This window comes from Acidovorax sp. 107 (assembly GCF_003058055.1).
In the GTDB taxonomy this organism is placed as follows: domain Bacteria; phylum Pseudomonadota; class Gammaproteobacteria; order Burkholderiales; family Burkholderiaceae_C; genus Acidovorax.
On the sequence record NZ_QBTZ01000002.1, the window covers coordinates 96299 to 122132 of the forward strand.

Consider the following 25834-nt stretch of genomic DNA (forward strand, 5'->3'; position numbering starts at 1 on the left):
AACTTGGATCGCATGTCTGTTTTCCTACCATGAATCGTACGGGTTGAAAAAGCCCGGGGTGCACGCCGTACCGTACCGCCTAGGACTGGTTACAAACCGAGTGTCGAGATTGCTGGGGCTCCGGGGGGTCAAGTCAGCCAGCGTTTACGCCGGCGATAGTGTTTGATGTCATGGAAGCTGCGTCCTTCGGCGCCGCCAAGATAGAACTCCTGGATATCCGGGTTCTTCTTCATCGCCTCGGCGCTGTCATGCATTACCACGCGTCCGTTCTCGATCAGGTAGCCGTGCGAGACCACCTCCAGGGCGGCAATGGCGTTTTGCTCGACAAGCAGGACGGACAGACCTTCTTCCTTGTTGATGCGCCGGACGATGTCAAAAATCTCGGCCACGAGAAAAGGGGCCAGTCCTAGGCTGGGCTCATCGAGCATCAGCAGTTTGGGTTGCGTCATCAGGGCGCGCCCAATGGCCAGCATCTGCTGCTCGCCACCTGACAGGTAGCCGGATTGGGCGGTGCGCCGCTGGTGCAGGCGCGGGAAGTAGGTGTAGACCATGTCCTTGTTGCGCAGCATGTCCTGGCGGTTGCCACGCACCGCCGACGCAGCTGCAAGGTTTTCGTCCGGCGTCAGGTGCTCGAACACGCGCCGCCCCTCCAGCACATGAACGATACCGAGTTTGACGCGCTCCTGCGGTGCCAGCGCATCAATGTTCTGACCCAGAAAACGGACTTCTCCGCGGGTGATCTGGCCGCGCTCGGGGCGAAGCAACCCGCTGATGGATTTGAGCGTCGTGCTTTTGCCGGCGCCGTTGGCGCCCAGCAATGCGACCATGCCGCCTTGCGGCACATCGATCGACACGCCCTTGATGGCGAGCGAGACGTGGTCGTAGATGACCTCGACGTTGTTGAGTGACAGAACCCGAGCGGGGTCCGAGACCTGGTTTTCCATACGCGGAGGGAGGGCTGTTGATTGATCGGTCGCGTGCATGGGGTGGTCCTTACTTACTTGCGGGCGTAGCCGAAGGGCCAGACCAGGAGATAGTTGCGCAGATTGGTGTACATCTTGCCAAGGCCCATGGGCTCGACCAGCAGGAAAACGATGATCAGTGCGCCATACACCGCATGCGGGATGTGGGCCAGTGTTTCAAACCCGAGCGTGGCGCCTGCGAGCTGTGCCAGCCAGGCGATCAAGCTGTTCATCAGGCCGGGCATCAACAGAATGAAGGCGGCCCCGAAATAGCTGCCGATGATGCTGCCCAGCCCGCCGACGATCACCATGGCCAGCAGCTCGATCGACACGTTGACGGCGAATTGCTCCGGCGTGGCGGCCCGATAGAAGGTGAAGACCAGGATGGCGCCGCTGACGCCCCCGATGAAGGACGAGGTGGCGAAGGCCACCAGCTTGTAGTAGAGGCTGTGCACGCCGATGACCGCCGCGGCGAAGTCTTTCTCCCGCACGGCGACGAGCGCGCGGCCCAGCGCGCTGCGGCGCAGATTGAGCATGAAGACCGTCACGAGCAGGCACCAGCCCAGCGCCACGTAATAGAGGCCGGCCTCCGAGGTGATGGCCTGACCGAGCAGGCGCATCGCGGGGGCCTGCAGTGTGGCCTGGGTGCCGCCGCTGATGGCCGGCACGTGGGAAATCACCCAGTCCATCACGAACTGCAGCGCCAGCGTGCTGAGCGCCAGATACAGGCCTTTGACGCGCAGCGCCGCGAACGCGAAGACGATGCCGATGACCGCGGCCATCACGCCGCCGAGCACCACGGCGATTTCCCAGGGAATACCGTTGCGCGCGCCATGCACTGCCGTGTAGGCGCCGATGCCCATGATGGCGGCGTAGCCGAAGTGGAACTGACCGGCCCAGCCCAGGATCAGGTTCAGGCCGAGCACGGCCGCAGTCCACACCAGCCAGGGCAGCAGATGGGTGCTGAGGACGAGCGTGCTCATGGTGAATGGCGCGGTGATGGCAAAGGCCAGCAGCAGGCCGATCATCCAGCGGTCTGCGGGCAAGGGGAAAAGGGCCCGCGTGCCAGCGTAACTGGTGTGGGAAATGCCTGATTGACGGAACAGCATGGGCTCAAATCCTTTCGATGTCGTGGCGCCCGAACAGGCCGTGCGGCCGAATCAGGATGGTCAGAATCAGCGTTGCTGCCATCACCAGGTCGCGGCTGCCGCCACCCACCAGCGGGTCTAGGTAGCCGGACGCAACGCCTTCCAGAAGACCCAGCAGCAAGCCTGCCAGAATGGCGCCGCCGATGCTGTCCAGGCCTCCGAGAACGGCGACCGTCAGGCCCTTGAGCAGTAGCAGCGCAAGCCCCTGATTGACCCCTTGAACCGAGCCCCACAGCACGCCGGCCGTGGTGGCCAGCACCGAGGACATGGCCCAGGAAAACGCCACCCCGCGTTCCACCGAAATACCGACCGACCAAGAGGCGATGTAGTCATCGGAGATGGCGCGCAGGACGATGCCCCTGCGTGTGCTAAAGAAAAACATCAAGACCAGAAACAGCGCGGTGGCGACCACCGCTCCCACTACATAGGCGCGACTCAGCAGGATCGGTCCCAGGAACAGCGGTTGATCGCTGATGCCAATGTGCAGCGGACGGCCCGAACCGCCCCAGATGGCCATGGTGGTCGCGCGGATGAAAATGTCGAGCCCCAGCGTCATCATCAGGATCATGATGATGGGCCGGCCTGCGAGTCGGCGCAGCGCCACCCGCTCGATGCCCATGCCGACAAAGAACATCGTTGCCATGGCCAGTGGAATGGCCGTCCACATGGGCAGTCCCAGGCCATTGGCGATGGCCAGCACCACATAGGCGCCCAGCATGGTCATCGCGCCTTGCGCCAGGTTGGGCACGGACGACGATTTGTAGATGAGCACGATGCCCAGGGCCACCAGGGAGTACATCAACCCCGACAGTGCGCCATTGATGGCCAACTCGGCAAACAGTGAGAAATCCATGGTTCAAACCTCCTGCACCGAGAGTTGGCGTTCGATGGTGCCGACCTCCCCGGACTCGTATGTGATCCGCGCTTTCATCGTGACCGTTTTCTGTCCGCCGTAGATCGCATCGATGATGGGCGCATAACGCTCTTCCACCACGTTGCGGCGCAGCTTGCGGGTGCGTGTGATCTCGCCATCATCGGGGTCGAACTCCTTGTGCAGCGACACGAAATGGCGCAGCTTCAGCCCATCCGGGAGGATGCTGTTGACGCGCTGAATCGCGGTCGCGATCAGTTGCATCACCTCGGGTGTTTGCGACAGATCGGCGTAGGACATGTAGGAAATGCCCCGCACCTCGGCCCAATGGCCTACCGTTTCCTTGTCGATGCAGATGATGGCCGCCAGTGTGTCGCGACCGCTTCCGAGCACCGCCACGTCCTTGATGTATGGACTGAACTTGAGGCGGTTCTCGATGTAGTTCGGGATGTAGCGTTCGCCTTGGGCGGTATGCACCACCTCCGACAAGCGCCCGAGCACCACCATATGCCCGTCAGGCTCGACATAACCGGCATCGCCCGTGCGCAGCCAGCCATCCGCCAGCGCTTCCTGGGAGGCTTTTTCCAGCTTGTAGTAGCCGGAGAACACGCTCCCGGAGCGCACCATGATCTCGCCGTTGTCGCTGATTTTGACCTCGACGCCCGGCAATGGCCTGCCGACCGTGTGCAGGCGCACTTCCTCGGCGTCCTGCAAGGCATTGAAGGCACTGCTTTCGGTCTGGCCATAGAACTGGCGCAGTTTCACGCCCAGCGCGCGGTAAAAAACAAAGGTGTCTTCGCCAATGGCTTCGCCGCCGGTGAAGGCACTGCGCAGGCGGGTCAGGCCCAGCTGGTCCTTGATCGGCCCGAAGACCAGCCATTCGCCCAGCTGGCGCATCAGACGCTCTTTCAGGCCGGGCTGTTTTCCCTCGAGCTTGCGCCGTTCGGCGGCCAGCGCGGAGTTCATGAAAACATCGTAGAGCCATTTCTTGAGCGGCGTCGAATCCTCCATGCGCACCTGGATGGTGGTCAGCATGTTGTCCCAGCTGCGGGGTGCCGCCAGATAGAAGGTGGGAGCGACCTCGCGCAGGTCGTGCAGCACCGTTTCCTGGCGCTCGGGAATGTTGATGGTGAAATGCATCGCGATACCCGCGCCCACCGTGATGGCAAAGTCACCCACCCAGGCCATGGGCAGGTAGGCGAGTATGGTTTCGCCAAAGGTGAAGGCGCCCCCCCGATGGGCGTTGCCCACGCCGGCCAGCAGATTTCTGTGGCTCAGCACGACCCCTTTGGGTTTGCCCGTGGTGCCCGACGAGTGTACAAACACGGCGGGTCCGTCGGGCTGGGCACGTTCGATCAAGGCGTTTCGCAGTTTCGGCTCGGCACGCAGGCGATCCGCACCGATGGCCAGCAGCTTGTCCCACGACACCAATCCGGGATTGGGATAGCTGGCCAAGCCGCGCGGCTCGTCGTAAATGATGTGGTCAATCGGCTTGTCCTGATCCCCCAGATCGAGTACCTTGTCGACCTGTTCCTGGTCTTCGGCCAGGACGAAGCGGACATGCGCCTCGTGCATGAAGTGACGTATTTCGTCATGCGTGGCGTCGGGGTAAACCGGCATCGCGTAGCCGCCCAGCATGCCGGCGGCGAGCATGCCCATGTAGAGCCGGGGCCGGTTGTCACCCAGCACCAGCAAGGCATCTTCGCGATCAAACCCAAGATGCTCCATGCCCGCCGCGCAGGCCAGGGTGTCGTCGAGCAGCTGTGACCAGCTGGTTTCCTGCCAGATGCCCAGATGCTTTTCGCGCATCGCCACGCGCTGGCCCAGCAGTTCGGCGTTGCGGGCCAGAATCCGGATGAGGGTGGTGCCGGGGCCCAGATCCCATGGGGTGTTGCCGTTCTTGACGGTGTCGATGTCAGCGCGTCGCATGCGCACCCCCCAGATAGGCCTTGATCACGCGTTCATCCTTCATCACCTCGGCCGGAATCCCGGTTCCTATGGTTTCACCGTAGCTGAGCACCATCATGCGATCACAGATGCCGGTGATCACGTCCATGTGGTGTTCGATCAGCAGCACGGTGACGTTGCGTTCGTCACGCGCGTCGAGAATGAAACGCGCCATGTATTCCTTTTCCTCCTGGTTCATGCCGGCCATGGGTTCGTCAAGAATGAGGAAACTGGGTTCGGCCACCAGCGCGCGCGCCAGTTCGACCCGCTTTTTCAGGCCGATCGGAATGCTGTCCACAAGTTCGTCGCGCACGCTCTGGAGCTGCATGAAGTCGATGATTTCCTCGACCTTGAGCCGGTGCGCCATCTCATCCTGTCGGCCCAGCCACCAATACAGGGCGGTTTTGACCACACCGGGCTTCATGTGGATGTGACGGCCCAGCAGGATGTTGTCGAGCACGCTCATGCCGTTGAACAGCGCCAGATTCTGGAAAGTGCGGGCCACGCCCAGGGTGGCCACCTTGTGCGGCGCCATGCCGGTGATGTCGTGGCCATTGAGCCATATGCTGCCGACCTGCGGTGGGAAGAAGCCGGTGATAGCGTTGGTCATGGTCGTCTTGCCGCTGCCGTTGGGTCCGACCAGGCCAAAAATTTCCCCGCGCTCGATGCGCAGATGGACCCCGGTCACCGCGACCAGACCGCCGAATCGCCGCTCCAGCCCCCGGCATTCGAGAACGGGGATGGTGGCCTCGTCGCTGGCTTGCATCGAAGCCGCCCCCTGCTCTCTGGCGCTGCGATGGGTACTGATGGTGTTGATCACTGAAGGTGCCTATGACATTGAAGGGGTGGACCATGTGCTCGATGGCAACTTGCCAGCCCAATTGCTGCTTCACATAAAAAATCTAATCCATAATACGTCGAACGTTAGTTAGGGGCCACGGGGGTTTCCCTAGTTCTTTCCAGCGGGCGTTCATGCCGCTGCTTGTTGCACAGTACCCCGCGCAATCAGGGCGTCAATGGTGGCAACGCCGTAGCCATGCTCTAGTAGCAGCTCGCGCGTGTGCTGGCCAAAGCGCGGCGGGGCGCTGTGCGCCCGGCCTGGTGTACGTGACAGCTTGACCGGGATGCCGATGCCCGACATTCCCTCCACCTGCACCACCATGTCGCGATGTAGGGTGTGCGGGGCGGTCAAGACCTGAGGAACGGTTCTGACTGCGCCTGCGGGAATGCCGGCTGCCAGCAGTTCCTGGCACAGCCACTCGCCATCCACCTTCAGCAAATGCTCTTCGAGCAGAGCGCGCAGCGCATCGCGGTGTTGCAAACGGTCGGCGTTGGTGGCAAAACGCGGCTCCTCGGCCAACTCGGGTCGGCCGAGGAACTCGCACAGTTTTTTCCACTGTCCGTTGTTGCCGATCCCCAGGAAGACCTCGCAGGTCTGGGTCGGAAACTTGTCGTAGGGCACGATGTTGGAATGCGCATTGCCGCTGAGCGTGGGTGTCTGGCCCGACTGCAGCCAGTTGGCGCTTTGCGGGTGCAGCAGCGACACGGCGGTGTCGTACAGCGTGGCCTCGACGAACTGCCCGCGCCCGGAACGCTGGCGTTCGATCACCGCCAGCAGCACGCCGATCACGGCCGACAGGCCGGTGGCGATGTCCACCACCGGGACGCCGACCCGCAGCGCTCCGGTGTCCGGCGTGCCGTTGACGCTCATCAGGCCGCCCAGCGCCTGTGCCACGGCGTCGTAGCCCGGCGCGCCGCCCAGTGGCCCATTGGCGCCGAAGCCGCTGACGCGGCAGTGGATCAGGCGCGGGAAGCGTTCGCGCATCGTCTGATCATGGCCTATGCCCCAGCGTTCCAGCGTGCCGATCTTGAAGTTCTCGATCAGCACGTCGGCATCCGCCAGCATCTTGAGCACAATCTCGCGCCCCTCGGGCAGGGACAGGTCGATCACGATGTCGCGCTTGTTGCGGTTCAGGCCGTTGTAGTAGGCGGCGGTGCCGTCGTCGGCAAAGGGCGGGCCCCAAGCGCGGGTCTCGTCGCCGGCGGGCGGCTCGACCTTGATGACGTGGGCGCCGTGGTCGGCCAGGATCTGGCCGCAGTAAGGCCCGCCGAGCACGCGCGACAGGTCGATCACCTTCAGACCGGCCAGCGCACCGAAGACTGGGAGGGAGAGGCGTGTGTTCATGGTGGCTTGTCAGTACGAGCGCGGCAGGCCCATCACATGCTCGGCGATGTGGTTGAGCACCATTTCACGGTTCAGCGGCGCGGTGCGCAGCAGTCGCACCAGGCCGTACAGATCGTACATGCCGTATTCCTTGGTGAAGCCGTTGCCGCCGAAGCACTGGATCGCACTGTCAACGGCGTGGATCCCGGCCTCGGCGGCGGCGTACTTGGCCATGTTGGCAAATTCGCCGGCTGGCAGGCCCTGGTCGAAGGCCCAGGCGGCCTTGAGCGCCATCAGCGAGGCCATCTCGATCTCGCTGCGCGCCATGGCCAGCGGATGCTGCACGCCTTGGTGGGCGCCGATGGGGGTGTTGTTGAACACCTTGCGGTCGTTGGCGTAGGCCACCGCCTTCTTCAGCGCGAAGCGGCCGACGCCGGTGCACAGGCCCGACAGGATGATGCGCTCGGGGTTGAGCGTGTCGAACAGGATGCTGAAGCCCTTGTCCACTTCGCCCAGCACGTCGGCTTCGGTGAGCTCCACATCGTCGAAGAACAGTTGCCACTGCGTCTCGGGCACCGGGAAGGCGACCGGAATCAGCGTCTTGCTGATGCCTTTCTTCTTCATGTCCACCATGAAGATGGTGAAGCCGTCGGTTTTCTTCTTCACGTCGGCGCGCGGCGTGGTGCGCGTGACGACCATGGCGTAGTCGGCGCAGTTGGCATCGGTGATGAAGACCTTCTGGCCATTGAGCCGAAAACCGCCCTGGCCGTCGGGCCTGGCGATGCTGGTGATCTCGATCGAGTTGGAGCCGGCGTTCGGCTCGGTGATGGCGAAGCAGAACTTGATCTCGCCGGCGCAGCCGCCCGGCAGAAAGCGGCGCTTCATGTCCTCGCTGGCGTGCTTGGCCAGCAGGCCCATGGTCATGGTCGGGCCGACCACCAGGTTCAGCAGCGGAATGCCGTTGTTGGCCAGGCCCTCCATGAACAGCAGCATCTCGGTCATGCCCTGGCCGGCGCCGCCGTAGGCCTCGGGCACCATGATGCCGAGAAAGCCGTCGTCGGTGATCTGCTGGTACAGCTCGGTCGGACGCTCGTTCTTCTCGGCGTAGCCGCGCCAGTAGTTATGGTCGAACTGCTTCGAGATACGATCGCCGTACTCGTAGATCATCCGTTGTTCTTGGGTCAGCTGGAAGTTCATGGAGGCCGCTCCTTATTGCTGGGTGGAAGGAAACTTGGGCGCGCGCTTCTCGCGCACCGAGGCCACGCCTTCCTTGGCGTCCTCGCCGAGGAAGCACAGCATTTCCATGGCCAGCGAGCTCTCGAAGATCGGGCGCGCCACGTTCATCCAGCCGTTCAGGGAGCGCTTGGTCAGGCGGATCGCCTGCTGGCTGCCATTGGCCAGTTTGTTGGCCACGGCCATGGCCTTGTCCATCAGCTCGGCGCGCGGCACGCACAGGCTGACCAGGCCGATGCGTTCGGCTTCCTTGCCGTTGACGAAATCAGCCGTCATCAGGTAGTACTTGGCCTTGGCCATGCCGCACAGCAGCGGCCACAGGATGGCGGCGTGGTCGCCGGCGGCGACGCCGATCTTGACGTGGCCGTCGGTGATCTTGGCTTCCTCGGCCATGATGCTGATGTCGGCCAGGAAGGCCACGGCCAGGCCAGCGCCCACGGCCACGCCGTTGATGGCCGAGATGATGGGCTTGTCGCAGGCCATCATGTTGTAGACCACGTCCGAAGCCTCAGTCATCGTGTTGGCGATTTCCTTGGGGTTACCGACCATGTTGGCCACCCATTCGAGGTCGCCGCCGGCCGAGAAGGCCTGGTCGCCCGCGCCAGTGATGACCGCGACCCGGGTCTTGGCGTCATCGTTGACGACGCCCCAGATCTTGGTCAGCTCCCAGTGCAGACGGCCATTGGTGGCGTTCATCACCTCGGGGCGGTTGATGGTGATGAGCAGCACGCCGTTGGGGCGGTGGTCGAAGGTGAGGAATTGAAAGTCAGCGTAGTTCATCGGAAGGCTCCTTGAGAAAAAAGAAAAAAAAGGCCATGGACGGTCAGCGCAGCTCGGCGCGACCGTTGTTGAGCACCACCACATCGCGTTCGACGGCGCGGGCCCGAAACGAAACGACGTTGCCGTCCACCCAGACTTCAGTGCGTATCGTCTCGCCGGGGTACACGGGCGAGGAGAAACGCACGTCCATGGCGCGCAGGGCATGGGGATCGCCGCCGCAGACGCTCCGGGTGAGGGCCCAGCCGGCAATGCCATAGGTGGCCAGGCCGTGCAGGATGGGCCGCTCGAAGCCGGCCGCGCGCGCCACCGCGGGTTCGGCATGCAGGGGGTTGTAGTCGCCCGAGAGCCGGTAGATCAGCGCGGCGCGCGGCTGGGTGGCGAAGTCGAGGCTGTGATCGGACGTGCGCGCGGGCAGTTCGTGCACGGCTTTGACCGGGCCGGTGGGGCCGCCAAAGCCACCGTCGGCGCGGCAGAAGGTGGTCGAACTCAGGGTGGCCAGCAGTTCGCCGCAGGCGGCGTCATGCACCGTGCGCTCGGTATAAACCAGCGCGCCCTTGCCCGGGCCTTTGTCGATGAGCCCGGTGACCTTGGTCCGCCCGATCACCTCGCCCTCGGGGGCGGGCAGGCGATGGATGCGCAGCCCTTGCTCGCCATGCACCAGGCGCACGGCGTCGATGCCCGTGGCCGGGTCTTTCATCCACATGCCGGGGTAGCCCAGCACCACCGGCAGCGTGGGCAACGCCAGCAGGTCTTTCTCATAGACGAAGCGCAGCTCGGCCTCGTTGGTCGGGTCGGCGCCCAGGCCGATGCCCAGCGCGTACAGCAGGGTGTCGCGCTGCGTGTAGCGATGGCGCACGTCCTCGAACGGCCACGCCATCAGTCGGTCGTAGTGGATCGCCATGGCGTCGCTTCGCTTCAGACCGGATCCCAGGAGAACACGATGTTCGAGCTCTCCAGCGGATAAAAGTTTTGCTTCATGGCGGGCAGCACGCGTTCGGCGATGGTCTCGGGTGTCCAGCCTTCGCTGGTGTGCATGCCGCGGATCGGGCGCGACTGGCTCATGAGGAAGATCTCGTTGCCGCGCACGGCGAAGATCTGGGCCGTGACGTCGGCCGCCGCATCGCTGGCCAGGAAAGTGGCCATGGGCGCAATCTGCTCGGTGCCGAGCTTCTTCAGCTTTTCCACGCGGGCTTGCTGCTCGGGCGTGTCGGTCGGAATGGCGCCGATCATGCGGCTCCAGGCAAAGGGCGAGATGCAGTTGGAGCGCACGTTGTAACGCTGCATGTCGCCGGCGATGTGGCGTGACATGGCCACGATGCCCAGCTTGGCGGCGGCGTAGTTGGCCTGCCCCAGGTTGCCGATCAGACCCGAAGTCGAAGTCATGTGCACGTAGGCGCCCGATTTTTGCGTTTTGAAGTGCGGCGCGGCGGCGCGCGAAGTGAAGAAGCTGCCGTTGAGGTGCACGTCGATCACGGCGCTCCACTCTTCGGGCGACATATTGAAGAACAGCCGGTCGCGCAGAATGCCGGCGTTGTTGACCACGATGTCAATCTGCCCGAAGGTGTCAACGGCACATTCGATGATGCGGTTGGCCGTCGACCAGGTCGACACGCTGTCGGTGCTGAGCACGGCCTGGCCGCCGGCGGCCTTGATCTCGTTGACGACTTGCTGGCCGTGGCTGGCGTCGTTGCCCTCGCCGCCGACGGAAGCGCCGATGTCGTTGACCACCACCTTGGCGCCCTGCGCCGCCATCTGCAGTGCGATATCCCGGCCGATACCCCGGCCCGCGCCGGTGACCACGGCCACCTTGTCTTGCAGCATGGTGCCTTTGTTCATGAAATGACTCCTGTTTGTTGATGAAAGATCAGACGGTGGCGGCCGTGCCCAGCAGGGCCGTCACCTGGCTTGAAAGAACGCCGCCGTTGCCATGGCACAGCGCGACCTCGGCGCCGCGCACCTGCCGCGCCCCGGCCTCGGCGCGCAGTTGCTGCACCGCTTCGATCAGCAGGAACATGCCGTACATGCCGGGGTGGCAGCACGACAGACCGCCACCATTGGTGTTGACCGGCAGCGCGCCGCCCGGCGCGATGCGCCCGTTGCGCACAAAAGCGCCGCCTTCGCCCTTGGCGCAAAAGCCCAGGTCTTCGAGGAACAGCAGCGTGTTGATGGTGAAGGCGTCGTACAGCTCCAGCACGTCCACGTCCTTCGGTGCCAGCCCGGCCATGGCGAAGGCGCGTGGCCCGGACTCGGCGGCGGCGGTCACCGTCAGGTCGGGCATGGAGCCGATCTGGCGATGCCAAGTGGCGGCTGCCGCGCCCAGCACGTAGACCGGTGGCTTGGGAAAGTCGCGCGCCCGCTCGCTGCGCACCAGCACCAGGGCGCCGCCGCCATCGGTGACCAGGCAGCAATCGAGCACCGACAGCGGGTCGCTCACCAAGCGCGCGGCCAGCACCTGCTCGATGCTGAGCGGTTCGCGCGCGTGCGCCAGCGGATTGAGCCGCGCCCATTGACGCGCCGCCACCGCGATGTGCGCCAGATCTTCGCGCGTGCTGCCGTACTGGTGCATGTGGCGCGCGGCGGCCAGGGCGTAGCTGGAGATCGGGTAGCGCGGCTCGTAAGGCGCCTCGTACAAAGGGGTCTCGGCCATCGACTTGAGCTTGCCGAAGCCCGAACCCTGGTTGCTGCCATAGCAAATGAGCGCCACCTCGCACTGGCCGGTGTGCAGGGCCATGGCGGCGGTGAGCAGGTGGCCCACGTAAGACGAGCCGCCGACCATGGTGGCTTCACAGAACTTGGGCTTGAGCCCCAAGTATTCGGCCACCGACAGGCCGGCCAGGAAGTAGTAGGACGAGCCGGTGAACAGGCCATCGACATCGGACAGCTTCAGACCGGCATCGGCCAGCGCGCCGTGCACCGCTTCGCCCAGGATTTCGAGCGCGCTGCGGCCGGGCGCCATGGGCACGCCGCCCAGGCTGGCGCCGACGATGGCGGCGGCACCGCGCAGAGGGGAAGCAGTGCTCATGGCGTCGTGGTCTCCTGTGGCGTGAAGACCAGCAGCTTGCCCTTGGCCGGGTCGTCGATCACGCGCGCCCGCACCCGCATGCCGATGCGCACCTGCTCAGGCGGCACGCCATCGATGCGCGACATCAGCCGCGGCCCCTCGGCCAGATCCACCAGCGCGACGTTGTAGTCGCCGCCGGACTCGGGTTTTCTGCGCACCGTGGTGCTGGAATAGACCTGACCGGCCCCGCTGGGTTCAACCCAGTCGAGCTGGGCCGAGCCGCAATGCGGACACAGCGCGCGCGGATAAAACACGTGCTGGCCGCAGGCGCTGCAATGCTGGATCTCGAAGCGGCCCCGCGCCAGCGCCTGCGCGAACAGGGCGTCCGGCCCCGGGCCTTCAAAAACGGGATGGCGCGCGCTCTTCATGACGGCAGCTTCAGCACGCTGGCGGCCAGGATGTTGCGCTGCACCTCGTTGCTGCCGCCGTAGATGGTGGCCGGGCGCGCGTTGTAGAAGGTGGTCAACGCATCGGTCTTGCCGCCGGGCAGGGCAATGTCGCCGGGCGTGCCGCCGCTGGCGCCGACGACGTCAACCAACAGGTCGGCCAGGCGCGAATAGGTTTCGGTGGCGAACAGCTTGAGCATGGAGACATCGGGTCCCAGGGTTTCGCCGCGCTTGACCTGTTCGATGAAGCGGCCGTAGAGCGTGCCCAGATCGGCCACGTCCAGCGCCAGTTTGGTGTAGCGGTCCACAAAGCCGCCGTCTTCGAACAGACCGAGCCGCCGTGCCGCTTCCTGCACGCGCGCCAGCGCGTACTGGCTTTGCTTGGGGCTGCCCAGGAAGATGCGCTCGAAGCCGAGCAGCGCCTTGGCGATAGTCCAGCCCTTGTTCAACTCGCCGACGATGTTGGCGCGCGGCACGCGCACATTTTCCAGGAAGACTTCGCAGAAGTCCTCGTTGCCCGCGATGTTGCGGATCGGCCGCACCGTGATGCCCGGCGTTTTCATGTCGACCAGCAGGAAGCTGATGCCCTCCTGCTTCTTGGCCGATTTGTCGGTGCGCACCAGCAGGAAGATGTGGGTGGCGTCCTGCGCCAGCGTGGTCCAGGTCTTCTGCCCGTTGACCACGAAGTCGTCGCCGTCTACCACCGCTTCGGTGCGCAGGCTGGCTAGGTCGGAGCCCGAATTGGGTTCCGAATAACCCTGGCACCAGATGTGCTCGCCAGCAATGATTCTGGGCAGGTAGTGGGCGCGCTGCGCGTCGTTGCCGTGGTGAATCAGCAGCGGGCCGACCATGGTGATGCCCATGTCGGGGGCGCGCGCGACGCCCCAGCGCTCCTGCTCTTCAATGAAAATGATGAGTTTTTCGGGGCTCAGTCCCATGCCGCCGTACTGCGTGGGCCAGCTCGGCGCAATCCAGCCATTTTTCGAGAGCGTCAGGTACCATGGCCCGATTTCGGCCCAGCGCAGACGGCGCTGCGGGTAGCGCCATTCGCCCGGATACTGGGCTTCAAAAAATTCGCGCACGGTGGCGCGGAAGCGGGCATCGTCGAGTGCGTTCCAGTCGGTGGTGGTGGCGGAGAGATTCATGCGTGCTCCTGCGCGGTGGTGTGGCGGGTGAGGTCGGCGTAGCGGCGGCGTTGCTGGGTGCCATTGCCCAGCCAGGCGGCGAGCACCAGGACGCGCTGCAGATACAGACCCAGGTCGTATTCGTCGGTGACACCAATGGCGCCGTGCAGTTGCACCGCTTCGCGCGCCACCTGCAGCCCGGCGTCCGACGCGCGCGACTTGACGCGGCTGGCCATGACCGAGCGCCCTGTGGCATCGCTGTCCGGGGCGTCGAGCAGGGCCACGGCTTGGGCCACCACGCTGGCGGTCAACTCCTGCTGGATCAGCAGATCGACGGCGCGGTGCTGCAGCGACTGGAAGCTGCCGATCGGCTTGCCGAACTGGACCCGCGTACGCAGGTAGTCCTGCGTCATGGACAGCATGCTGCGCACCAGGGCCAGCAGTTCGACGCTGGTCATGACCAGGGTTTCATCGTAGGCGCGGGTGAGGGCGGCGACGGCCGTCTGCCCTTCGGCCAGCAGGTAGCTGGCGGGCAGGCGAATGTGGTTGAGATCGATCTGGGCTGCGTAGCTGCCGTCTGCCAGCGGCTGGCTGCTCACGGTGAGGCCTGCCGTGTCGGCTGGCACCCACACCAGGGCCAGGCCTTGCGGCCCGCTGGCGCTGACAATATGGCCGTCGGCACCGGCGCCGGGGCGCACATGGCGCTTGCCGCCATTAAGCAGCAGGGCGTCGGCCTGGCGCTCCAACCGGGTCGCGGCGTGGTCGAGCCGGTCTTTCGCGCCGGTGACATCTTCCTGCCAGGCCACGGCGGGCAACGTTCGTCCCCCGGCAAGTTCACCGAGCAGCCGCGCCGACAACTCGGTGCTGCCGGCATGCGCCAGCAGCCGACCGGCGAAGACCAGCACCGGTACCACCGGTTCTGGCGCGACCTGGGTGGCCAGCACGGCCACCACCTCGGCCATCTCGGCGAAGCCCTGTTGGTAGCCGCCCAGTTGTTCAGGCACGAGCAGCCCGGTCCAACCCTGCTCTGCCAGGGCGTTCCAGAAGCGGCGGTCATGGCCCGGCGTCTGCTGGCGCAGGGCGCGGGCACGGTTGAGGGGCGATTCCTTGGTGGCGAAACTCAGCGCGCTCTCGCGCAGCATGGTCAGCTGTTCAGCGCGTTCGCTGTCGGGGGTGGCGGTCATGATGGGGTGGGTTGCGTTGTCGGTTGAACGGTATCGACGAGGCCGCTGCCGGCCCCGGCGGGAGGAAAATCGGCCATGGGCGTGTCAATAGGACTTGGGCAGGCCCAGCACCTTCTCGGCGATGAAGCACAGGATGAGTTGCGGGCTGATCGGCGCGATGCGCGGAATCATCATCTCGCGCAGGTAACGCTCGACGTGGTATTCCCTGGCGTAGCCATAGCCGCCGAGCGTGGCCATGGCGCGCTGGCAGGCGTTGAAACCGGCTTCGGCCGCCATGTATTTGGCGGCATTGGCGTCGGCGCCGCAGGGTAGGCCCTTGTCGTATTTCCAGGCCGCGCGCATCGCCATCATCTCGGCGGCCTCGAGTTCCATCCACGATTGCGCCAGCGGATGCTGGATCGACTGATTCTGCCCGATGGGCCGGTCGAACACTTCCCTTTCCTTGGCGTACTTGACGGCCACTTCCAGCGCCTTGCGGCCCAGGCCGACCGCTTCGCCCGCAATCAGCACCCGTTCGGGGTTCATGCCATGCAGGATGTATTCGAAGCCGCGGCCTTCCTCCCCGATGCGGTCCTCCAGCGGCACCCGCAGACCGTCGATGAAGAGTTCATTCGAGTCGACCGCCTTGCGCCCCATCTTTTCGATTTCGCGCACCTCGACAAAACGGCGGTCCAGGTCGGTGTAGAACAGGCTCAGGCCGAGAGTCGGATGCTTGCAGTCCTCGATCGGCGTGGTGCGCGCCAGGATCAGCATCTTCTCAGCCACCTGGGCGGTCGAGATCCAGACCTTCTGGCCGGACAGCACATAGTGGCCGCCGACCCGTTCGGCACGGGTTCTCAAGCGGGTGGTGTTCAGGCCGGTGTTGGGTTCGGTCACGGCGAAGCAGGCTTTTTCCTTGCCCTGGATCAGCGGCGGCAGCATGCGGCGTTTCTGCTCGTCGGTGCCGAACGCGGCGACCGGCTGCAGGCCGAAAATGTTCATGTGCACCGCCGATGCGCCAGACAGCCCGGCGCCCGACTGTGAAATGGTCTGCATCATCACGGTCGCTTCACTGATGCCCAGTCCGCCACCACCATACTCCTGTGGCAGGCAAACGCCGAGCCAGCCGCCGTCAGCCAGGGCGCGGTGCAGCTCATGTGGAAAGCCGCCCACCCGATCACGTTCGAGCCAGTAGCTGTCGTCGAAGCGGGCGCAGATTTTGCTGATCGCTTCGCGAATTGATTCGTGTTCTGGGTTGGTGGTGAAATCCATGGGGGGTGTTCCAGTGGGCTCAGATCGCCAGACCGAGACGCGTGCCCTGGTCAATGGCGCGCAAGGCGTCCAGTTCGGCGGCCAGCTCGGCGCCGCCGATGACCTCCGGCGCGAGGCCCAACTCGCGCAATTCGGTGGCCAGCGTGTTCTCGCTGTCCTGGCCGGCGCAAATCACGATGGTGTCTACATCGAGCACGTGTGGCTCGCCATTGACTCGCAGGTGCAGGCCGGCGTCGTCGATGCGCTCGTAGCTGCAGCCCGACAGCATGCGCAGGTCGCGTCGCGCCAGTTCGGCCTTGAGCGCCCAGCCGGTGGTCATGCCCAGGTTGCGCCCGGGTTTTTCCGGCTTGCGCTGCAGCAGGGTGACTTCGCGTGCCGCCTTGACCGGCTGCATCGGTTTCAGGCCGCCAGCGGCTGAGGGCGAGGTGTCGACACCCCATTCAGCGTGAAACCGGTCGACCGCCTGCGGCGTGCTGGCGGCGCCATCAGCATGTTCTTCGTGCAGCAGGAACGCCGCCACGTCGAAACCGATGCCCCCGGCGCCGATCACCGCGACCCGGTGGCCCGCCTGCACCCGGCCCGCCAGCAGGTCGGCATAGCTCACCACTTTCGGGTGAGCTATGCCTTGGATCTGCGGCAGGCGCGGGCGCACGCCGGTGGCAATCACGATGTGGTCGTAGTGGCCGCCAGCGAGCGATTGGGCCTCAGCCCGGGTGTCAAGCTTGATCATGACGTCATGCCGCGCCACGCCTTGCTTGAAGTAGCGCAACAGTTCGTTGAACTCCTGCTTGCCCGGCACGGCCCGGGCCAGGTTCAATTGGCCGCCGATCTCGGGCCCGGCTTCAAACAGGGTGACCGCGTGGCCGCGTTCGGCGGCGGTCAGCGCGCAGGCCAGCCCGGCTGCGCCGGCGCCGATCACCGCCACCTTGCGCGGCACGGCCCGTGGCGGCAGTAGCGAGAACTCCAGCTCGCGGCCGGCGCGGGGATTGACCAGGCAGGTCGCGGGCCGGTCGGCGAAGATGTAGTCGAGACAGGCCTGGTTGCAGGCGATGCAGGTGTTGATTTCATCGGCGCGGCCATGCGCCGCCTTGTGCACGAAGTCGGCGTCGGCCAAGAAAGGGCGCGCCATCGACACCATGTCGGCGTCGCCACTGGCCAGGATTTCTTCGGCCAGATCGGGCGTGTTGATCCGGTTGGAGACGATGACCGGGATCGACACCGCTTTTTTGACGCGGGCCGCGGCGAAGCGCCAGGCGGCACGTGGCACGACATAGGCAATGGTCGGGATGCGTGCTTCGTGCCAGCCGATACCGGTGTTGAGGATATCGGCGCCAGCGGCCTGTACCGCCTGGGCGAGTTGGTCGATTTCATCGGCCGGTGCGCCGCCTTCGACCAGATCGAGCGCCGAGACCCGGAACATCAGCAGAAACTCTGGACCCACCCGGGCGCGCGTGCGACGAACGATCTCCACCGGCAGGCGATGGCGATTTTCTAGGCTGCCGCCAAATTCGTCGCTGCGCTGGTTGGTGCGCGTGACGGTGAACTGGTTGAGCAGGTAGCCCTCCGAGCCCATGATCTCCACGCCATCGAAGCCGGCGCGCTGGGCGAGTTCGGCGCAGCGCACATAGTCCTCGATCGTTTGCCAGACTTCGGCCGTGCTCAGGGCGCGCGGCGCGCGCGGGTTGATGGGCGAGGGAATCTCGGAGGCGCCGACGGGCTGGGCAATTTTGGCGTAGCGGCCCGTGTGCAGGATTTGCAGAATGATCTTGCCGCCTTCGGCATGCACCGCCCGAGGGATCGGTTGGAGCGCATCGGCCTGCTCCGCCGTGACGAGCAGGGGGCCGGTTTCGTCCAGCAGGCCATCCGGGTTGGGGGCATAGCCGCCCGTGACGATTAGGCCCGCGCCACCGCGCGCCCGCTCGGCATAGAACAGGGACAACCGGTCGATGGAGTGGTCCAGCGACTCCAGGCGCGTGTGCATCGAGCCCATCAGCGCCCGGTTGCCAAGGGTGTGTGCGCCGACCTTCAGGGGGGACAGCAGCGTCGGAAAGGAAGCGGGGGCATTGGACATGGCAGATAGTCTCCAAATAATCTAACTAACACCTGTTCGATGAGTTATTATACGGTGTCGGCCAGCCATGCCATGGAAGAACGTCGCAAATTCTTTGTCTTGATCGACGGTGTGGCGCAGGCGGCGATTTCGGCAACAGTCAGCCAGGAGATTTCCCCATGATGTTTGATGACGACCAGATTGCGCTGCGTGACGTGGCGCGCCGCTTTGCGCGAGAAAGACTCAGACCCGATTACCAGAAGCGCGAATCGCAACCGGGCATCGACCGGGCGCTGTTCAAGGAAATGGGCGCGCTGGGTCTGATCGGGGTCGATCTGTCCGAGGAATATGGCGGCTTGGGCCTGAGTGGCGTCACGGCCGGCATGATCACCGAGGAAATTGCCTATGCCGACTTCAACGTAAGCTACATGCAGCTGCTCAGTTCGCTGATGGGCGCCATCATCCATGCCAATGCGTCCCCCGAGTTGGCGCGACCCTGGAACAGTCGGATCGTGGCGGGCGAGGCCATCGTCGCCCTGGGTCTGACCGAACCTCGCGGTGGCTCGGACGCCGCCAATCTGCAGCTCAAGGCGCGGCGCGAGGGGGACGAGTACGTGCTTTCTGGCGAAAAGACCTCCATCACTTTTGCCGACCAGGCCGATGCCATGGTGCTGTTCGCGCGCACCGGCAAGCCGGAGGAGGGCGCGCGCGGCGTCAGCGCGTTCCTGGTGGAACTGAACCAGAAAGGCGTGCAGCGCACGCGCTTCAATGACGTGGGCAGCAAGATCATCGGCCGTGGCTCGGTGTTCTTCGACGACGTGCGGGTGCCGGTCGGCAACCGGCTGGGCGAGGAGGGCAAGGGTTTCACGCAGGTGATGCAGGGATTCGACTTCAGCCGCATCCTGATCGCGCTGCAGTGCGTGGCCGCCGCGCAGGCCTCGATCGACGAAACCTGGGAGTACGTGAAGGAGCGCCACACATTTGGCGCACCGCTGGCGCAGTACCAGGGCGTGAGTTTTCCGATCGTCGAGTTCGAGACCCTGATCGCCGCCTGCCGCCAGCTCTGCTACCACGGCCTGGCCTTGCGCGACGCCGGCCAGCCGCACACCGCGGAAGCGGCCATGGTCAAGTGGATGGGGCCAAAAACCGCCTTTGACGCGATCCACCAGTGCCTGCTGACCTTTGGTCACTACGGCTGGTCGATGGACCTGCCGCACCAGCAGCGTTTGCGCGATGTGATGGGTCTGGAAATCGGCGATGGCACGGCGCAAATCATGAAGCTGATCGTCGCCCGCGAGCGCGTGGGCCGCGCAGCCGTGCAGTATGCCAAGGAGAACAAGTCATGAGTCAGACGTCCTCCGTGGTGGTCAGCCGTGAAGGTGCCGTTGGCATCATCGAGTTGGCGCGACCCGAAAAATTCAACTGCCTGTCGCTGACCGTTCATGCGGGCATCGAGGAGGCGATGGACGCATTCGAGCAGGCCGACTCCGGTGTGCGCGCCATCCTGATCCGGGCGCAAGGCAAGCATTTCTGCACCGGCGCCGACCTGGATGAGGTCAAGGCCTTGCGCGCCGATCCGGCCAGGTTGCAACATTTCATCAGCTATGGCCACGGCGTGCTCAAGCGCCTGGAGCGCAGCGACCTGCCGGTGGTGGCGGCCTGCCAGGGCCTGACCCTGGCCGGTGGCAGCGAACTGATGCTGGCCTGCGACGTCATTTTCGCGGCCCAAGACGCGCGCTTTGGCGACCAGCACGCCCAGTTCGGTTTGATTCCCGGGTGGGGCGGCAGCCAGCGCATCCCGCGCATCGTCGGCTTGCGACGTGGCCTGGATCTGTTCTTTTCGGCGCGCTGGATCGACGCCGACACGGCCCTGCAGTGGGGACTGGTGAACTATGTGGTTGCGCCCGAGGCGCTGGGCGGGGCGGCGCTGGAATACTGCACGAAGCTCGCCACGCGCAGCCGCATCGGCATGGCCACCATGAAACGTCTCGCGCGGCAAGGCATGGAGGGGTCGGCGGAGGTCGGCCTCAAGCTCGAGGAAGACCTAGCCAGTACCGCCCTGCTGGACGATGACGTGAGCGAGGGGCTGGCAGCTTTCGAGGCGCGCCGCACCCCGGTGTTCAGGGCCTGAGACTCTCCTTACGAACCGATGCAAGAGCGACGATGACCATTCTTTCCTCCCGCGTGTCGACTTCCGACGACGACTTCCGACTCAACCGCCAGGCCTACGAGGCCATGATCGCAGACTTGCACGCCCGCCGCCAGCTCGCGCTGGCCGGCGGGCCGCCCAAGGCGCGCGAAAAGCACTTGGCCCGCAACAAGATCCTGCCGCGTCATCGGGTTGAAGTGCTGCTCGACGCCGGCTCGCCGTTCCTGGAGATCGGTATGCTGGCCGGCGAAGATATGTATGACGGCGTGCCGCCGGGCGCCAGCATCATCACCGGCATCGGCCTGGTGCAGGGGCGCCCGTGCATGATCATTGCCAACGACGCCACCGTGAAGGGCGGCACTTACTACGGCATGACCTGCAAGAAGCATGTGCGGGCGCAGCAGATTGCCTGGGCACACCGCCTGCCTTGCATCACGCTGGTGGACAGTGGTGGCGCCTTCTTGCCGGAGATGGCCAACATCTTCCCCGACGTGGGCCAGTTCGGCAGCATCTTCAACAACCAGGTGCGCATGTCGGCCGAAGGCATCCAGCAGATTGCCGTGGTGATGGGCCCCTGCACAGCGGGTGGCGCCTACATCCCGGCGCTGTGCGACGAGGCGGTGATCGTCAAGGAACAGGGTTACATGTACCTGGGCGGCCCCGAGCTGACCTTTGCCGCCACCGGCGAGACGGTGGACGCCGAGTCCTTGGGCGGCGCCAAGATGCACTGCAGTGTCAGCGGCGTGACCGATCACATCGCCGAAGACGACCGCCACGCCCTGGCCATCACGCGCGAGATCGTGCGCGACCTGGGCGAGCAGCCCAGGCCGCGCTGGACGCGCCAGCCTTCGGTGCCCCCGCGCTTCGATCCGCGCGAGATATACGGCATCATCAGCCGCGACGCCAAGATCCCGACCGACACGCGCGAAATTCTGGCGCGCTTTGTCGACGACAGTCGGTTCCAGGAATTCAAGCCGATGTACGGTGACACCCTGCTGACCGGCTTTGCGCGCATCCACGGCCATGAGATCGGCATCCTGGCCAACCAGGGCGTGCTGTTTCCCGAGAGCGCGATGAAGGCGGCGCACTTCATTGACTTGTGCTGCCAGCGGGACATCCCACTACTGTTCATGGCCGACGTGACCGGCTTCATGGTCGGGCGCGCCGCCGAGCAGGCCGGCATCGCCAAGGCCGGGGCCAAGATGATCACCGCCATGGCGTCGGCCAACGTGCCCAAGTACACCATCATCATGGGCGCCTCTTACGGCGCCGGCTACCTGGCGATGTGCGGCCGTCCGTTCAACCCGACCGCGATGTTCGCCTGGCCGACCGGCCGCGCAGCCATCATGGGCCCGGACCAGGCCGCCACCGTGATGGCGCTGGTGCGCAAACAGATCAACAAGACCGAGGGCAAGGAATGGACGCCCGAGGAGGAAGAGGCGTTCAAGGCCCCGGTGCGCAAGATCTACGAAGACTTCCAGCCGGCCAAGAACTTCTCCTCGAATTTGTGGGTGGACGGCATCATCGATCCGGTGGAAACGCGCGATGCCATGGGCTTGCTGCTCGACCTCGCATCCCGTACAGCCGCCAAGCCGACACCGTTCGGTGTCTTCCGTTTCTGACCAGGACGTCATCCATGCCACGCATCCACACCGTCTTGATGACCCGCTTCGCCGCAGGAGTTGGGCATGCTTAAGAAAATCCTCATTGCCAATCGCGGCGAGATCGCCTGCCGCATTGCGCGCACCTGCCGCAAGCTCGGCCTGGAAGTGGCCACCGTGCATTCCAGCGCCGACCGGTTGGCCCGCCATGTGCGCGAGATCGGTGAATCGGTCGAGCTCGGGGGCGCCGCGCCCAGCGAGAGCTACCTCAACATCGAGGCCATCATCGCGGCGGCCCGGCGCGTCGGCGCCGATGCCGTGCATCCGGGCTATGGTTTCGTTTCGGAAAACGCGGACTTCGTGCGCGCGCTCGAAGCCGCCGGACTCACCTTCATCGGTCCCCGGGCCGAGACCATCGAACGCGTGGGCGGCAAAGCCAGCGCCAAGCGCGAGGCCGCCCGCCTGGGCGTGCCGGTCATTCCCGGCAGCGAAAGCGGCATGACCGATCCGGCCGACGTGTTGAATCTGGTGCGCGGCATGACGCTGCCGGTGCTGCTCAAGGCCGTGGCCGGCGGCGGCGGTCGCGGCATGGCGGTGGTCGACACGCTCGACGGCCTGGAAGGGCGCATCGAGAGCGCCATGCGCGAGGCTGAAAAATCCTTCGGCAATGGTGAGTTGATCGTCGAGCGCTACCTGCCGCAGGTGCGCCACCTGGAGGTGCAGGTGGCCGGTGATGGTCAGGGCCACGCCATTCACCTGTTCGAGCGCGAATGCACCTTGCAGCGCCGTCATCAGAAAGTGATCGAGGAAGCGCCTTCGGCCGGACTCAGCCCGCGCCTGCGCGCGGCCATCCTGGCCGACGCGGTCAAGCTGGCCGCCGGCGTGAACTACCGCGGCCTGGGCACGGTGGAGTTTGTCGTCACCGGGGATGAACATTACTTCCTGGAGGTCAATCCGCGCTTGCAGGTCGAGCACCCGGTAACTGAAGAAGTCACCGGACTCGATCTGGTGGAGTTGCAACTGCATATCGCCGCCACCGGCGCCTTGCCGCTGGCGCAGGCCGACGTGCGGTGCAGCGGCCACGCCTTCGAGGCCCGGCTGTGCGCGGAAGACGCCGATGCCGGTTTCCTGCCGGCCACCGGGCAGTTGCAGGTGGTCGATTTTTCACGCTCGGGCGTGCGCATCGAGTCCGGGGTGGACAGCGGCGACGACATCTCGCCGCACTACGACTCGATGATCGCCAAGCTCATCGCCCATGGCACCGACCGCGAGGCAGCGCGCCGGGCGCTGGGGGCCGGACTGCGCGCCAGCACGGTGATCGGCCTGGTCACCAACCTGGAATTCCTGCATGAACTGCTGGAATGGCCGGAAACCCGCGATGCCACTTTCCACACCCGCCTGATCGACGAGCGCCATGCACAGCGCGGCGGCGTGTTGGCGCCCGCCGCGCCGCCGCTGGAGCATCTGGCGGCCGCCGCGTTGCACTGGCTGGCGCAGCAGCGCGCCGAGTCGCCTGCGCTGGGCTGCTGGACGCTGTGGGACGGCTTCACGGGCTGGCGGCTGAGCAGTGGGCCGATCCAGGCCGCGCCCCAGCCGGCCCTGGTGTTGAAGATGGGTGCTGCCGAGTGGCCGGTGCGGTTTTCGATGCGCGACGCCGATGGCGTGTGCGCCTTGGTCATTGGCGAGCAGGCCGTGAACGCCGCGCTGCAGCCGCTGGCGGGCGGGCGCTGCCTGCTGCAATGTGGCGGCCGGGCGCTGGAGCTGACGATTCGGGGCGATGCGCAGCACATAGAGCTCTCCAGTGCGCTGGGCAGCAGTGTGTTCACGGCGCAACCCTATCTGGGTGGCGCTGCCGCGGACGCGGCCGCCAGCGGACAATTGGGCGCACCGATGATGGGCAAGGTGGTCGCGGTCAAGGCAGCAGTTGGCGAGATGGTCGCCATTGGCCAGACCGTGATCGTGCTCGAATCGATGAAGATGGAGCTGCACGTCTCGGCGCCGTTCGAAGGCCGCCTGAGCGGCCTGCGCTGCCGGGTTGGCGACATGGTCGAGCGCCACCAGGTGCTGGCCGAAGTCAGCCCGGCCTGATCGAAGGAGATGCCAGCGATGAGCAACTTGCCTACCTCCGTCGAGTTCCACGAGGAGGGCCCGCGCGAGGGCTTCCAGATGGAGCGGCAAACCTATCCGCTGGCGGACCGCGCAGCGCTGGTTGACGCCTTGGCGGCCTCGGGCCTGAAGCAGATCCAGGTGGCGTCCTTCGTCAGTCCGCGCGCGGTGCCGCAGATGGCCGACGCGTCCGAGCTGTTTGCCGCCATCGCCAAGCGTCCCGGCACCCGCTACACGGCGCTCTGGCTCAACGACAACGGCTTCGAGCGGGCGCGCGCCTGCGAACAGGTGGACCTGGACGGCAAGCTGATGTTCTACTCCACCGAGCCGTTTTCGCAGCGCAACAACCATTGCAGTGTGGCGGAGATGCGCGAACGCCAGCTCGGCTGGCTGGACCGCTACATCGCCCTGGGTATTCCGGTGGAGAAGGCCTACGTGATCACGGCTTTCGGCTGCAATCTTGGTGGCGCCGTGCCGCTGTCGGTCGTGACCGACCAGGTCCGCTGGCTGGTCGATGCGTGTGCTGACCGGCGTGTGCCGCTGCCGGCGGTGTACCTGGCCGACACCATGGGGTGGGCAAATCCCGAGGAGATCAAGCGCCGCATCGGCGCGTTGCGCGAGATCGTGCCGGAGGCCCGGATCGGCCTGCACCTGCACGACACGCGCGGCGTCGGCGGCGCCAATGTCTATGCCGCCTTGCAGATGGGCGTTCGACTGTTCGACAGTTCGGTGGCGGGTTTGGGCGGTTGTCCGTTCGCGGGTCACCAGCATGGCGGCGCGGCCGGCAACATATGCACCGAGGACATGGTGTTCATGTGTCAGGAACTGGGGATTGAGACCGGGATCGACCTGGAGATGCTGATCGAGGCGGCGCGGCTGGCCGAACGCATCATCGGCCGCGCCCTGTCGGGCCATGTGATGCGCAGCGGCTCGCTCAAGGGCTTTCGTGCCGGCCGGCAAATGCAAGAGGTTTGTCACGCGGCGCCCTGAGCGCGGGCAGGGTTCAGGGCATTTTCATGCCACACAGGGTTGACACTCCAAGGAGAAGATCATGGGTCGAGTACAGGACAAGGTCATTCTGGTGACGGGCGGCGCGATGGGCATGGGCCAGGCCCACTGCGAGCTGCTCGCCAGCGAGGGCGCGCGGCTGTTCGTCGCGGACGTGAGTGCCGAGCTCGGCGAAACCGTCGCGGCGGGCATTCGCCAGCGCGGCGGGCGCGCCGAATTTCTCGATCTCGACGTCATCGACGAGGCGCGGTGGAGTTCGGTGGTCGAGCAGATCGTCGAGCGCGCGGGCCGCATCGACGTGCTGGTCAACAACGCCGGCATCCTTCTGATGAAACCGGTGCACGAAACCAGCACGGCGGAGTGGGACCGTATTTTCAACGTCAACGTGCGTGGCCCCTTTTTCGGCACGCGGGCGGTGGTGCCGGCGATGCGGCAGGCAGGTGGCGGCTCGATCATCAACATCTCGTCCATCTACGGCCTGGTCGGCGCACCCAGCGCCTGCGCCTATGAGGCTTCCAAGGGCGCGGTGCGGCTATTCAGCAAGGCCTGCGCGGCCGATCTCGCCCCCTTCAATATCCGTGTCAATTCGGTTCACCCCGGCGTCATCGAGACGCCGATGACCAAGGACCTGTTGAGCGATCCGGCCAATCACAAGGCGCTGCTCGGCGCCACCCTGCTCGGGCGGGCGGCGCAGCCGCGGGAGGTGTCGGCGGCGGTCCTGTTCCTGGCTTCCGATGAGTCGTCCTTCGTGGTTGGCTCGGAGCTGGTGGTCGATGGTGGTTACACCGCGCTCTGACCGCGCTTCAAAG

Annotated in this window: 23 protein-coding genes; 7 read left to right on the plus strand and 16 right to left on the minus strand. The window is 65.3% G+C overall.

Features of this window, described 5'->3' with window-relative positions; translation table 11 throughout:
• Nucleotides 1-128 precede the first annotated feature (128 nt).
• The 16 genes from C8C99_RS23335 to C8C99_RS23410 all read right to left on the minus strand — a co-directional run bounded on the left by C8C99_RS23335 (nt 129) and on the right by C8C99_RS23410 (nt 18182).
• A complete protein-coding gene (locus tag C8C99_RS23335) occupies nt 129-944 on the minus strand; it encodes an ABC transporter ATP-binding protein (RefSeq protein ID WP_108627352.1) in 816 nt (271 codons plus the stop codon).
• A 53-nt stretch (nt 945-997) separates the two neighbouring features.
• Nucleotides 998-2071 carry a branched-chain amino acid ABC transporter permease gene (locus tag C8C99_RS23340; RefSeq protein ID WP_108627353.1) on the minus strand — a complete coding sequence of 358 codons (1074 nt, stop codon included), beginning with the start codon at nt 2069-2071 and terminating at the stop codon, nt 998-1000.
• 4 nt (nt 2072-2075) lie between these two features.
• A complete protein-coding gene (locus tag C8C99_RS23345) occupies nt 2076-2963 on the minus strand; it encodes a branched-chain amino acid ABC transporter permease (protein ID WP_108627354.1) in 888 nt (295 codons plus the stop codon).
• A gap of 3 nt (nt 2964-2966) precedes the next feature.
• Nucleotides 2967-4910: a long-chain fatty acid--CoA ligase gene (locus C8C99_RS23350; RefSeq protein WP_108627355.1), complete on the minus strand. Its 1944-nt coding sequence runs from the start codon at nt 4908-4910 to the stop codon at nt 2967-2969.
• Nucleotides 4897-5748: an ABC transporter ATP-binding protein gene (locus C8C99_RS23355; RefSeq protein ID WP_233247471.1), complete on the minus strand. Its 852-nt coding sequence runs from the start codon at nt 5746-5748 to the stop codon at nt 4897-4899. Before C8C99_RS23355 ends, C8C99_RS23350 begins: the two co-directional genes overlap by 14 nt.
• Nucleotides 5749-5898: 150 nt before the next feature.
• A complete protein-coding gene (locus C8C99_RS23360; protein ID WP_108627356.1) occupies nt 5899-7113 on the minus strand; it encodes a CaiB/BaiF CoA-transferase family protein in 1215 nt (404 codons plus the stop codon).
• A gap of 9 nt (nt 7114-7122) precedes the next feature.
• Nucleotides 7123-8289, minus strand: coding sequence for an acyl-CoA dehydrogenase family protein (locus tag C8C99_RS23365; RefSeq protein ID WP_108627357.1), 1167 nt, complete (start codon nt 8287-8289; stop codon nt 7123-7125).
• Nucleotides 8290-8301: 12 nt separating this feature from the next.
• Nucleotides 8302-9105 (minus strand): enoyl-CoA hydratase/isomerase family protein, encoded by an 804-nt coding sequence (locus C8C99_RS23370; RefSeq protein ID WP_108627358.1) that lies wholly within the window; start codon nt 9103-9105, stop codon nt 8302-8304.
• Between the two features lie 43 nt (nt 9106-9148).
• Complete coding sequence (locus tag C8C99_RS23375; protein ID WP_108627359.1) at nt 9149-10006, minus strand: MaoC/PaaZ C-terminal domain-containing protein; 858 nt, start codon at nt 10004-10006, stop codon at nt 9149-9151.
• A 14-nt stretch (nt 10007-10020) separates the two neighbouring features.
• A complete protein-coding gene (locus tag C8C99_RS23380; RefSeq protein ID WP_108627360.1) occupies nt 10021-10941 on the minus strand; it encodes an SDR family oxidoreductase in 921 nt (306 codons plus the stop codon).
• 28 nt (nt 10942-10969) lie between these two features.
• Nucleotides 10970-12127 carry a thiolase gene (locus C8C99_RS23385; RefSeq protein ID WP_108627361.1) on the minus strand — a complete coding sequence of 386 codons (1158 nt, stop codon included), beginning with the start codon at nt 12125-12127 and terminating at the stop codon, nt 10970-10972.
• A complete protein-coding gene (locus C8C99_RS23390; RefSeq protein ID WP_108627362.1) occupies nt 12124-12534 on the minus strand; it encodes a Zn-ribbon domain-containing OB-fold protein in 411 nt (136 codons plus the stop codon). The genes C8C99_RS23385 and C8C99_RS23390 overlap by 4 nt, the downstream gene beginning before the upstream one ends.
• Complete coding sequence (locus C8C99_RS23395; protein ID WP_108627363.1) at nt 12531-13697, minus strand: acyl-CoA dehydrogenase family protein; 1167 nt, start codon at nt 13695-13697, stop codon at nt 12531-12533. The genes C8C99_RS23390 and C8C99_RS23395 overlap by 4 nt, the downstream gene beginning before the upstream one ends.
• Nucleotides 13694-14860: an acyl-CoA dehydrogenase family protein gene (locus C8C99_RS23400; protein ID WP_108627364.1), complete on the minus strand. Its 1167-nt coding sequence runs from the start codon at nt 14858-14860 to the stop codon at nt 13694-13696. The genes C8C99_RS23395 and C8C99_RS23400 overlap by 4 nt, the downstream gene beginning before the upstream one ends.
• An 84-nt stretch (nt 14861-14944) precedes the next feature.
• Complete coding sequence (locus C8C99_RS23405; RefSeq protein WP_108627365.1) at nt 14945-16111, minus strand: acyl-CoA dehydrogenase family protein; 1167 nt, start codon at nt 16109-16111, stop codon at nt 14945-14947.
• A gap of 19 nt (nt 16112-16130) precedes the next feature.
• The gene (locus C8C99_RS23410; RefSeq protein ID WP_108627366.1) at nt 16131-18182 is read right to left on the minus strand and encodes an NADPH-dependent 2,4-dienoyl-CoA reductase; all 2052 of its coding nucleotides are present in this window, start codon (nt 18180-18182) and stop codon (nt 16131-16133) included.
• Nucleotides 18183-18221: 39 nt separating this feature from the next.
• Between C8C99_RS23410 and C8C99_RS24335 the strand changes: the two genes are divergently transcribed.
• The 7 genes from C8C99_RS24335 (at nt 18222) to C8C99_RS23440 (ending at nt 25821) form a co-directional block, all read left to right on the plus strand.
• A complete protein-coding gene (locus C8C99_RS24335; protein WP_255411701.1) occupies nt 18222-18344 on the plus strand; it encodes a hypothetical protein in 123 nt (40 codons plus the stop codon).
• Nucleotides 18341-19507, plus strand: coding sequence for an acyl-CoA dehydrogenase family protein (locus tag C8C99_RS23415; RefSeq protein ID WP_108627367.1), 1167 nt, complete (start codon nt 18341-18343; stop codon nt 19505-19507). Before C8C99_RS24335 ends, C8C99_RS23415 begins: the two co-directional genes overlap by 4 nt.
• A complete protein-coding gene (locus C8C99_RS23420) occupies nt 19504-20292 on the plus strand; it encodes an enoyl-CoA hydratase/isomerase family protein (RefSeq protein WP_108627368.1) in 789 nt (262 codons plus the stop codon). The genes C8C99_RS23415 and C8C99_RS23420 overlap by 4 nt, the downstream gene beginning before the upstream one ends.
• Nucleotides 20293-20324: 32 nt before the next feature.
• Nucleotides 20325-21932 (plus strand): carboxyl transferase domain-containing protein, encoded by a 1608-nt coding sequence (locus tag C8C99_RS23425; protein ID WP_108627369.1) that lies wholly within the window; start codon nt 20325-20327, stop codon nt 21930-21932.
• A gap of 66 nt (nt 21933-21998) precedes the next feature.
• Nucleotides 21999-23999 (plus strand): biotin carboxylase N-terminal domain-containing protein, encoded by a 2001-nt coding sequence (locus C8C99_RS23430; protein ID WP_108627370.1) that lies wholly within the window; start codon nt 21999-22001, stop codon nt 23997-23999.
• Nucleotides 24000-24017: 18 nt separating this feature from the next.
• Nucleotides 24018-25007 carry a hydroxymethylglutaryl-CoA lyase gene (locus C8C99_RS23435; RefSeq protein ID WP_108627371.1) on the plus strand — a complete coding sequence of 330 codons (990 nt, stop codon included), beginning with the start codon at nt 24018-24020 and terminating at the stop codon, nt 25005-25007.
• Between the two features lie 61 nt (nt 25008-25068).
• Entirely contained in the window at nt 25069-25821 is a 753-nt protein-coding gene (locus C8C99_RS23440; protein ID WP_108627372.1) for a glucose 1-dehydrogenase, read from the plus strand.
• The last annotated feature ends 13 nt before the right edge of the window (nt 25822-25834 follow it).